Source organism: Flavobacterium acetivorans (genome assembly GCF_020911885.1).
Classification (GTDB): domain Bacteria; phylum Bacteroidota; class Bacteroidia; order Flavobacteriales; family Flavobacteriaceae; genus Flavobacterium; species Flavobacterium acetivorans.
The window spans coordinates 1,649,764-1,661,978 of the sequence record NZ_CP087132.1 but is presented as its reverse complement, the minus strand read 5'-3'; the positions used below and the strand labels follow the sequence as shown (position 1 = coordinate 1,661,978).

Sequence of the window (12,215 nt, the reverse complement as noted above, 5' to 3'; positions counted from 1 at the left end):
ATGATTGTTTTTGCGTTCACGATGGCAGCGGCATCCTTTAGCGGCTTTCTTTAAGCGGCTAAAGATATAGCGAACAGCGTGATGAAACGCCCAAGAATTAATTGAAAAAGTTCCAAATCAAACCAAATCGGATCATGAAATCACGATAAGGCATATTGGGTGCGGAATAGAAGTTATTTCCAGAAAATGAAGAATTAAAATGCTCCGCCTTTAGATAAATACGGGTTCTCTGAATTTTGGCGTTAATGAAAAAATCCAGGTTAGGATAATTCCCAATTTCCTTTTTATTTTGGATAAAAAACTCTCCAATTACAGGATTGTAATCATTAGCCATGTATTTTGTAAAATAATTTAAAGTCACTCCGGTTTGCAGAAACAGGGCTTTTTTAAACATATAATTAGTATAGTAAATGGTATTTCGCGTTACAATCTCGGGAACATTTAGAATGGCATCCATTTGATCCGTTTTTTGATACAAAAGCGTATTGTTTAAGGCAAAATTCCCAAATTTAAATTCCTTAGCAACTTTTACCGAAACGTAATTTATCGTTTTTCCGTACTGATTTGGAGTGATAACTTGTTCTTCATTATAAATGGCTGTATTTTCAAAATACAAATGATCCCTTAGCGTCATCAATTGAACCGAAGCTTCGATCCAAGGCGTACTGGCATTGGCCACGATAGTATTTATTTTCTCATTTCTAAAATCATTGTACCAATTATACCCAATATAACTGCTTTGATACAAATTGTAATTATCATTTGGGAGCTTATTTAAGTTTTGATATTTAAACGAAAATTGATAATCCTCATTTAAATCATATTGTAAATTGGCATCCAAATTAGACAAAGACTGATTTGTAATTGATCTGGAATATAAAAAATTCCCTTTCCAATTGTTTTTTTGATATTCGTATTGTCCGCCGGCGCTATTAATATTTCTACTCAATGAGGCAGGTATGGTCTTGTCATCTCGAATTAAAATTTGGTTGTAATAGTAATTGCTTCTGAAGTCATCTACAAAAAAATGAAATTTTCCCAGAGTCATATTCTCATAAGTCAATCCCGCCTTATTGTACATTTTATTGTAACGGGTTTGATCGTTGATTCCGCTTGTCACATAAGAATCCCCAAAACGAAATACTGTTGTAGCACCTACAGTTGAAGGAACCGTTACCTGATTGTACTCGAAAAACTTATTCTCATAATTGAACTGATGTGCCACATATAAATTGTTGGCTCCTTTTGTAGTATTGATTCTAAAAAAATGGTCTAAAAATATTCTTTTCCCCTTTAGAAAAGACTTGGCATCGGTCAAATAGACCTCTAACCTTTGTCGGTTATCGTATTTAGGGTCTTCATTCTCGAAATCCGAAATGGTCGTGATTCCGCCATTTTCTTCATTTAAAATATCTTGATAGGTATAATGAGCATTCGCAAAATAACGTTCGTTTGACGTATTATAACTGGTGGTAAATCTAAAGTTTCCCGTACTTGCTAGTTGGTTAATGTATTTTCCACTGGAACGCAAGCCTTTGTAAGCAATAGAAAAATTAAGCCTTGGCGTAATATTCAAAGTAAAAAAAGCATCTAGAGATTGTCCTTTTTCCATCACGGACTTAAAATACAATTCGGTTACCGGCGTAGCCACAGAGCTGTATCTAATTTGGTTTGCTTCCAAGAAATTGAAGTGTTTGGCCTTAAAACCAAATTCCGGGTAAGGAGAAAACTTCGTTAAACTATATTGTAGCGTATTGTAGGTTTGTCCTTCATTAGGAAAAGCCAAAAGCCCAAAATTATCCTTGCGTAAATAGTTGTGACTGTATTCTTTTTGTATTGTAAGTGAAGTATCAATATAGGTTGTATCGCGTTCTAAGGTAATAAAACGGTATTGGTCTATACTAGCCTGTTCTTTGGCTTTCTGTTCTTTAATGGATTCTGAATCTCCCCTCAAGGATTTTATTTTGTTCGTATTCTCCGCAGATCTTATTTGAGAGAACAACACTGTTGGCACTATTAAAAAATATAAAAAGAAGAGAATTCTCATTTGGAAGGATCTTATTAAGACTATTACAAGTATAATTTTATAGTGGCAAAGGTAAATTAAAAAAGTTTTTAAAAATAAAAAACATTTGATATGAAAAAACCGCCTAAAATAAATTTAGACGGTTTCAACTACAATACAATCATATCTCAACTACCAACCAGGGTTTTGCTGAGCTTTCAAAGTTGGGTTATTATTAGTTTCTTGAAGTGGTATAGGCCATAAAAATCTTCTATCTGTAGACGGAATAGCTGCTGTCAAACTACCACTATAAGGCGTCCCCAAAGCATAAGCAGATGCTGCTGGATAACCATTAGGAACTTTACTTGGAATCCCTGTAGTCGGAGCAATGTCATCATTCAAAAGTCTATGAATATCACCCCATCTCTTCCCTTCACAAATAAATTCAATTCTTCTCTCTTTAAGAATTGCTTTTACTAAATCAGCATCTGTTGCAAAAGAAATTGCAGTATATGCTTGAGTAGTTGGATTTGCCAAAGCTCTATCTCTAACTTTATTAAGCAAAACTAAAGCATCTGTACTATTTCCTAATCTAGCATTAGCTTCAGCTGCAGCTAAAACCATTTCAGCATATCTAATCAATGGTGATCCATCTGAGTAATTAGTTACATCTTTGTATTTTCGTGTAAACACGGCATTAGATACCACCTCAGTATCGGCTCTCCTTTTATCATCCACTAACCATTGGCTATCTCTCCAAATCAAAGGAGAAATAGCAATAAGATTTCGTCTGTTAAATTGCGAAGCTAAAGCACCATTAACCCCTGGATTTGTATTTGCTGTATTATACATTGAGAAAATAGATTCATTATTGCCATAATTATTAGCAAATACTCCCATAGGATTGGCTTCTAAGGCATACTGACCTTCCAATTTAGCAAATTCGATCAATACAGCTGGCCAATTTCTCATGTTTTGGTAAGCAACTATTTTGGTTGATATAGCTGCCCCTTTATTCACCTTAACTATCTTATCAATCCCGGCTCTTTGTGCTTTTGTTGGAGCATTTAATTCCGCAAAATTCAAATCATCTAAAGCCAAAGTATAACATTCAGCTACGGTATTCCTAGCTTTAGACAGATTTGCATCAACATCTTCAGGAGTAACAATAGCAGCAGTCCTGTATGGCACACCAAGGTGCGAAGCATCAGAAGTATAAGTATAAGGCATTGCAAAATGCTTCAGTAATTCCAAATGAGTTAATGCTCTGAAATAGCGTATCTCAGCCCTGTAACCATTAGCAATAGCTTCAGTGATTGTACCATTAGCAACAGCTCCGTCTAATCCTTTAAGCACAACATTTGCTTTATTAATCAAAAGATAGGCATCTGACCAGTAATAAACATTATTAGCTGAAGTCGCATCGTAATTGGCTTCATAAGTCAATTGATAGAAAGCTTCCGTATTTACAACATCCTCTCCTCTAGCTTCGTTTTGTTGAAAATAAGCTGCTCCAAAAACATATCCTCTAGAAGCAGGGCTACCTTCAGTACCATTGAATACTCCCATCTGAGCAGCATTATAAACTCCGTTTACTGCTGCTTGAATTAGCGTAGGACTTGAAAATGCTGTTTCAGACTTAACTGTTCCAGACGGATCAATTTCAACGATTTCTTCTGAACAGGAATTCAATAAAAAAATTGAAAAAATCGCTAAGGTTACTAAAAATTTATTTTTATTTTTCATATCATATTTTAATTATAGTCCAACATTTAATCCAACAGAAAACACTCTTGAACGAGGTACCACATTGTAGTCAACTCCTCCAATTTCCATCTCTGGATCAGAACCTGAATATTTTGTAATAATAATAGCATTTTGAGCTAAAATATAAAGTCTAAAATTCTTAATATTTAATTTCTCAGTAATACTAGAAGGCAAGTTATATCCTAAAGATATATTGTCAAATTTGATAAAATCACCTTTCTCAACAAACCTAGAATTTGATGTAATAGGCCCGTTTACTATAGGATCTGCACTTGACCATAACTTAGGTGTCCATCCGTCTCCAGGATTATCAACACTTTGCCATCTTCCTAAAATCTCAGTAGAGTTATTATTAAAGTTTTGACTTAACATCTCATATCTAGTAACATTCATTATTTTATTTCCACCGCTGAATCTCACTAATGTACCAAAATCAAAATTATGATACTTCAATTTTAAATCAACAGCCCCAAAATACTTAGGTAAAGTATTTCCTAAAACCATTAAATCTGGAGATGTAGCAGTTTTAGAAATATCTGTTGGGTTTGCCGGATCAAAAACCCTATAATTATTAGTAGCCAAATTTCCTTGAACTAAACTGCCGTCATTTTTGTAGTATACAGGATTACCATTACTGGCATTAACACCCCAATATTTAACTCCATAAAGTGAATTCAAAGGCAATCCTTCTTTAATAATATTATACGTAGAAATTTGATCAATTCCTTTTGACAATGAAACTACTTTATTCTTGTTGAATGATAAATTTGCATTCACATCAAAAGTAAACTTCTCTTTGTTTATTACATTAAAATCAACACCAAATTCCCAACCGCTATTGTTAATATTTCCAACATTCGCAGTATACTGATTGTTTGGCACCCCTAACGACATAGGTGTTTGAAATCTTTCAACTAATTTATCCGCATCATTACTATAGTAATCGACAACAAATTTAATTTTATTCCCTAATAATCCAAAATCAACACCGATATTACGTTTTTCGATAACTTCCCATGTCAATTTCAAGTTTTCCATGTTTGTAAACGCTACACCATTATAATCTCCATATTTCCTAGGTCTATAAGTTCCCATATAAGGAAAATCACCTCCCAATACACTAAAGTTACCTGTTTTACCCCACGAAGCTCTAACTTTAAAATCATTAACATAATTGTTAATTTTCTCAAAGAACTTTTCATTTGATGCAGTCCAACCTACCGATACTCCAGGAAAAACCTCTGACCTCAAATCAGGTGCAAATTTTGACATTAAATCTTTACGCAAGGAAGCTTGAACATAATATCTCTTATCAAAATTATATCCTGCTTTACCTAAATAAGAAACTATTGCATTTGCAGATTTATACCCACTTGAAAAAGGAGTTCCGTAAGATCCCGTTATAACGTTTTGAGAAAAGAACTCATCTGCTAAATCCGTTCCTCCCCCTATATAACCATTAACTTCGTTTTTTTGATACTCATTAACAGCAGATAGAGATAAACTATGCTGATTAAAATCTTTATTAAAAGAAAGAATATTTTGCCAGTTATAGGTTTGTGAAATATCCGTACTATTCTCGATTCTTCCTTTTGAACTCACCCCATCACCATGAAAAGGATGCCAAAATCTTAAACCTGTTGCATTCGACTGATCTAAACTTACTTGAGTTCTAAAGTTCAACCAAGGCTTAATAGCATATTCTCCAAACACACTTGCCAGAACTCGATTTGTCGTAGTTCGCTGAATATTTTTATCCAAAACAAATCTGATATTTGGAAGATTATTTGCAATATAAGCAGTATTTTGACCTCTTCCTACAATTGTATTTGCTCCCACAGTTGCAATATTATAACCTCTAGGACCATTCACATCATAAACTTCAGTATTTGGTAATTGACGGATTACATTAAACATTGCTCCCGAAAGAGAATTATTACCTGTATTCAAACCATTTGTCAATGTTCTTGATAAAGCTACATTTGAACCAATTTTGAAGTTTTTAGTAATTTTTTGATCAACATTAAACTTAGCATTATAACGTTCCAAATCATTAGACAAAATTATACCTTCTTGCTTCGCATATCCTACAGAAGCATAATATGTACCACTCCCTAATCCTCCAGAGAAATTTAGATTGTGTTCTAATTGTAAAGCACTTCTTAGAATTGCTTTTTGCCAGTCAGTATCAACAGTATTGCCAACAGCCCAAACACCAAGACCTCTATTAGCTCTTTTTTCGTTAGAAATTTGAATAAAATCATCCGTCTTTAGCAAATCTGCATATTCAGCAACTTCAGCAAAGCCCGTGTAGGTATTATAACTGAAATTTGTTTTTCCTTCTTTACCCTTTTTGGTCGTAATCAAAATAACCCCATTAGAAGCTCTTGACCCATAAACAGCAGATGCTGCACCATCTTTCAATATTTCAAAAGATTCTATATCATTAGGATTAATATCAGCTAAAGCATTATTAGCAGCATAACCACCTAAATCTCCAGTAGAAATTGGCAAACCATCCACAACAATTAAAGGATAAGTGCTAGAATTTATTGAATTAATACCTCTAATTCTAATTCTTGGCGCTGCCCCTATTAAACCAGAGTTTTGAGTTATTTGCACACCAGCAGCTCTTCCAGCTAATTGTTGATCAAAACTCTGAGTAACAAGACCTTTAATCTCTCCACCTTTAATTTGAGAAATCGAACCCGTTATTTCACTCTTTTTTTGAGTTCCATACCCCACAACTACCACCTCTTCTAGAGCTTGTGAACCTGATGTCAATTTTACATTTACAGTATTAGAAACACCAACTGTTACAGATGAATTATCCATCCCTATAAAAGAGAATACTAAAACATCTCCCACTTTGGCTCTAACGGAATACTTACCATCAAAATCTGTTTGAACACCTATTTTGGTTCCTTTAACAATTACGTTTGCACCAGGTATCGGACCTGAAGCATCTGAAACAACTCCACTAACGGTTTTCTCTTGAGCAAAAGAAAACTGCACAGACAACGCTATCAATAGCGTAAAGATCCATTTGAATTTTAATCTCATATTAATTTATTTGAATTAGTTATCCGACAAAAATCATAATAATTTCTTAAAAAACCAAATATTCTTGGAATTTAATAATTTAACTTATTACACATATTTAACTAAATAAAAAGCAATAAATAATCAAAATTAACAACTAAAACTAAATAAAAACAACTAAAATCCAGAGATAAAAACACTAACTTAAAAACAAGCAAAAAAACAACACTAATAAAAACCAAAAAAAAGCTTAATAAACACAGAGCCAAACACACCACAATAGACTAAAAACAACCAAAATTCCATCTAAAAACAAAACAACAGAATCTTAAACTACTAATTCTAACAAAAAAACCCGCTTTTAAAGCGGGTTTTTAAATTTAACAAAATTCATTAATCTATAAATGGATTATTTAAAACTTCTTGTTGCGGAATCAAAAATGATAAACGAGGATCATCATATGTGAATGTCTGACCTTTCAAATTAAGATGATTAGAAGCTCTTGTACTGGATCTTTTATTTCTCTTCATAGCTAAATAAATTTTACCTTCACCCCATAACTCAACACGCATTTGTTTATAGATCTCGTCTTTTAATGCATCACCCCCCAAAGCATCAACATAAGCATAGTCTAGAGCAGAAGCAAATCGAATAGCTAATAACTTCTTAAGGCTATCAATAGCAGCACCTTCATTATTTAACTTAGCATTTGCTTCAGCATTTAAAAGTAAAAACTCATCAGATCTCATATAAATATAATCAGTTTCAATTACTCTTTGACCTCCAACTACACGCTTTGGATCGAAAAACTTACCTAAAGGCCTAAAAGAACCACTTGAAAACTGAGCTCTTCTTATGTCCGTAGTAGGTATAGAAAGCAACAAATCACGATCAATACCTTTTGGATCTCCAGCCCATGAATAGCTGTATGTATAATAATCCATCTGACCCCACCAAGATATAAGATCAAGATTGATCGCATTTGTCAAATCAACACCCCACATCCAACTTGGAGTGTTAACATTATTAAAGCCAGAATCACTATTAGTTAAAACACCATTAGCTAAAACAGCAGTAGATTGACTTTTAGTTGTTAACGGATAAGCAGCTAAAATATCGTTCGTTAAAGACACAATTTTTGTTAAATCGTCTGTAGTACCACGAGCAGCATAAACATACGCTAACAAACCTTTAGCAACATTCTTGTCTAAATTAAATTTTGCAGAACGTGTATAACCATCTAAATAAGCTATAGACTGAGTCAAATCAGAAATCATCAAATCATAAACTTCTGAAGCTTTACTCTTCGGCTGATTATTAGACTTCGCATCTTTATAAATTGGCAATATTAATTCATCCGCTTTATAAGATATTTGATACATCTGAGACAAATAAAAATAAGCATAAGCACGTAAACCTTTTGCTTGCCCCATAACGTTTTTTGCCTCTTGATCTACAAGAACAGCATCAGTACCTCCTAAAGCATCAATTACAGAATTAGCTCCCAAGATGATCTTATAATAATATCTCCAAGGCTTGTAATTTTCATTATTTGCAAAATTAGGAGTAGCCGTCAATTGCGTAAGTGCATTATACCAACCATAATTATTAGCTGTATAAGCCATATCAGAACTCAATAAATCTAAGGTAATATCAACTCCTTTTTGACCAAAGTCAGAATGATCATCTGTTCCACCAGCACCTACAGTATACATAGTTGAATACACCCCTAGCAACAAACCGTTTAAAACTTTTGGATTCACTTTTGCAATTTCATCTAGCTGAGAATCCGTAGTGGTTCCTCCGTCAGGGCGCGCATCCAAGTAATCTGATTCACAAGAAATCAAAAAAACTGAAATAGCTAAACTAAATATTAGTATTTTTTTCATAATTATATATATTAAAATTTAACACGAACTCCATAAGAAATGGTAGACAATGGAGAATAACGATAAGTATCCGAAGAACCTGCTTCACTAGTAGATGGATTAAAACCAGTCCTTTTAGAACTCAACCATAAATTATCACCAGAAACAAAGAAGTTCAAACTAGACAATCCGATTTTTGTAACAAATTGCTTTGGAAGCGTATATCCAATTCTAACGTTGTTCAAAGAAATGTAATCAGACTTTGTAAGGAAACGAGTTGATGAAGAATTCACATTCGGATCTTTACCATTAGATAATCTAGGAACATTTGTTACATCCCCAGGTTTTTGCCAACGATCTTGAATATCAACATGCCAATTATTTGAACCAGCTTGACCTGAGCCCATTAAACCTGCATAAGCTCCATCATATGAATAACCTCCAATACCATACAAAAATTGCATTGACAAGTCAAAACCTTTAAATCCGGTATTCACATTAAAAGCACCACGTATTTTTGGAACTGCTGTTTTTCCAACATATTTCGTAGCAGCTTGGCTGTAAGTTTTAGTAGTTGTTTCAACAATACCGCTTACATTATTAGGATTAGCTCTAACATACTCTTCCATTGAAGTAATAAAATCTTCATTACTATCTTTCGCTCCATTTGCATTAGCATCAAAATAATATGCATTCCATTGAGAACGACCATCAGCAGGATCAACTCCAGCAAACTCTCTCATGTAAAAATCATATATAGAATTACCAACAGATCTTCCGTATATACCATCAATATCAATTACTTTTTGCTCTCCTGTTGCAGGATCAATAGGCATACGTGTAAGCTTATTATTAATCAACTCACCATTAAACGACAAATCTAAGAAATAATCATTCCCTTTTAACACATGTGCAGTTAAATCAAACTCCACCCCATTATTAACCAATGCGCCATCATTAACAAAAATTGAAGCATACCCAACAGATGGACCTACACGTCTATTAAAAAATAAATTATCCGTTTTTTTGTTATAGTACTCAACAGTAACGTCTAAAAATTTCCCTAATCTAAATTCAACACCCGTCTGAAACATATTAGATTTTTCCCATGTCAAATTTGGATTCCCTTTCGTAGCGAAAGCAATTGAAAACTCGTCATTCAAGTTAGATGTATTATAAATATCATATCCTGAATACAAAGAAGCACCTCCTTGATCTCCAATAACCCCGTAACTTGCTTTTAATTTCAAAAATTTCAACCAACTTACATCACTCATAAATGATTCATTCGAAACTACCCAACCGGCACCTACTGCCCCAAAAGTTCCCCATTTATTATTTAAAAATCTTGAAGAACCATCTCTTCTCACCGTACCAGAAAAATAATAAGTATCTTTAAAATTATAAGAAACCTGACCAAAAACACTCTCTAATGAAAACCTATCAGCAAAAGAGTCAGAAGGATTACTTACTACAGCATTACCTAATTCTGTTCCTTCAGGATCTAATAAATTATACTTAGAAGCTGTCAACACTCTATTCTCATAGTTGGTATTCTCATGAGCTAAAAGACCGTCTATACGATGATCGCCAAATGACTTTTTGAAACGCAGTAATTTTTGAAAATTATAATTCAATAATTCTGTATTTCTTTTAAAAATCGACCCCCCTTGAGAAGCTGAAGGACCATAAAAAGGATTCTCCTTATTAGTATAGGCACTATTGAAATACTGAGCTCCAAAACGAGTCTCAAATGTCAAAAAGCTTGCTATTTTAAAATCTAATGAAGTATTCAAATTCAACTCATTACGTTTCGTAACATTCACACTACGAACAGCATCAGAAATTGAATTTGTTAAACCACCAAAACCTCTTGTCAATCCATAATCATACAAACCTCCACCGTATATTGGATCGTTAATAATCGCCCCAGAGGCATCACGCTGAAACAATGGATAAATTGAAGGAATATTATCTACAAACCAAAAAACACTTCCTGAATCTGAAGATTGCCCATTACTATTTGTTGTTGAATTAGTATATCCAAAATTAGCGCTACCTGATAACCAAGGCTTCACTTCATGAGTAACATTTAAACGCGTTGAGATACGCTCAAAATTAGAATTCACAATATACCCCTTATCATTTAAATAACCCAAAGAAGAGAAGTATTTTGTCTTACCTTCTCCACCACCTAAAGTTAAATTAATCTCTTGACGTACCGCTTTTTGAAAACCAAAATCCTCCCATTTTTCCGGTGTATATCTCCTAGTTACCCCAGCCTTAACCTTTCCTGTTGCAGGATCAATTAAATCAGCACCATTAGCAACATTCCACATATTATAAGTAGGATCGATACCCGCATTATTCGGATTAAACAAAGATGAATTAGCGTAATCTGTAGCAGCAGTTCCTGACAAACCTTCATAATACTTACCCTGATTCAACAATGACTCCCACGCATAACCAATATACTCATCAGGAGATTTAATTGTTTTATAACGAGGCAATAAAGAATAATTTAAACCAATTTTCGAATCTACCTCAATAAAACTAGTATTTGATTTACCTTTTTTAGTAGATACAAGAATCACACCATTAGCTCCACGCGAACCATAAATCGCTGTCGCCTCAGCATCTTTCAAAACAGTCGTTGACTCAATATCGCTTGGATTAATAGCACTCAACGTCCCATTAAAAGGAATTCCATCAACCACATAAAGAGGAGCTCTATTACCATTAACAGAACCTATACCACGAATACGTATAGTAGCCGCAGATCCCGGTTGTCCAGAAGTATTAATTACCCTAACACCTGCAACCTCACCTGCTAATGCCTGAGAAATATTTGAAACACTTTTTTTCTCAATATTTTCAGACTTAACTTGTTTTGCTGATCCAGTAAAAGATTGCGTTGAAACTGTTCGGTAACCTACAACTACTACTTCCTCTAGAGCTTGCGAGGCAGCAGTCAACTTCACATTCACATTAGATGCAGCACCAACAGTAACAGAAGAATTATTCATTCCAATGAATGAAAACACTAAAACATCTCCAACTTTTGCTCTAACCGAATACTTACCATCAAAATCTGTTTGAACACCTGTTTTAGTTCCTTTAACAATTACGTTCGCACCAGGAATTGGCCCTGTTGCATCTGAAACAACTCCACTAACAGTTTTTTCTTGAGCAAAAGAAAACTGCATAGATAACGCTACCAATAGCGTAAAAATCCATTTGAATTTTAATCTCATATTAATTTATTTGAATTAGTTATCCCACAAAAATCTTAATTATTTCCTAAACTTCACATAGCCCACTCCTTCTAAAATCAAAGTTTAACTTTAGACAAAGTATTACTCAATACAAGTGCTAAAAAATAGATAAAAAATATAAATATTAACATTTTACATAAAAAATCGATAAATAAAATTTAAAAAGAAAATCCTAAAAACACCAATAAAACCAAGCATTAACAAATTTCAATATTAACATTAAGTTAAATATCGTCGTTACCTATCTTTTATTTTAA

General features: G+C 33.6%; 5 protein-coding genes. All 5 read right to left on the bottom strand.

The window, feature by feature from the left end; genetic code table 11:
• Nucleotides 1–97: 97 nt before the first annotated feature.
• Nucleotides 98–2,047, bottom strand: a complete 1,950-nt coding sequence (locus LNP19_RS07360) for a putative porin (protein WP_230064126.1) — start codon at nt 2,045–2,047, stop codon at nt 98–100.
• A 150-nt stretch (nt 2,048–2,197) separates the two neighbouring features.
• Nucleotides 2,198–3,751, bottom strand: coding sequence for a RagB/SusD family nutrient uptake outer membrane protein (locus LNP19_RS07355; RefSeq protein ID WP_230064125.1), 1,554 nt, complete (start codon nt 3,749–3,751; stop codon nt 2,198–2,200).
• 12 nt (nt 3,752–3,763) lie between these two features.
• The gene (locus LNP19_RS07350) at nt 3,764–6,835 is read right to left on the bottom strand and encodes a SusC/RagA family TonB-linked outer membrane protein (RefSeq protein ID WP_230064124.1); all 3,072 of its coding nucleotides are present in this window, start codon (nt 6,833–6,835) and stop codon (nt 3,764–3,766) included.
• A 372-nt stretch (nt 6,836–7,207) separates the two neighbouring features.
• Nucleotides 7,208–8,704 (bottom strand): RagB/SusD family nutrient uptake outer membrane protein, encoded by a 1,497-nt coding sequence (locus LNP19_RS07345; RefSeq protein WP_230064123.1) that lies wholly within the window; start codon nt 8,702–8,704, stop codon nt 7,208–7,210.
• A gap of 11 nt (nt 8,705–8,715) precedes the next feature.
• A complete protein-coding gene (locus tag LNP19_RS07340; RefSeq protein ID WP_230064122.1) occupies nt 8,716–11,937 on the bottom strand; it encodes a SusC/RagA family TonB-linked outer membrane protein in 3,222 nt (1,073 codons plus the stop codon).
• Nucleotides 11,938–12,215 lie beyond the last annotated feature (278 nt).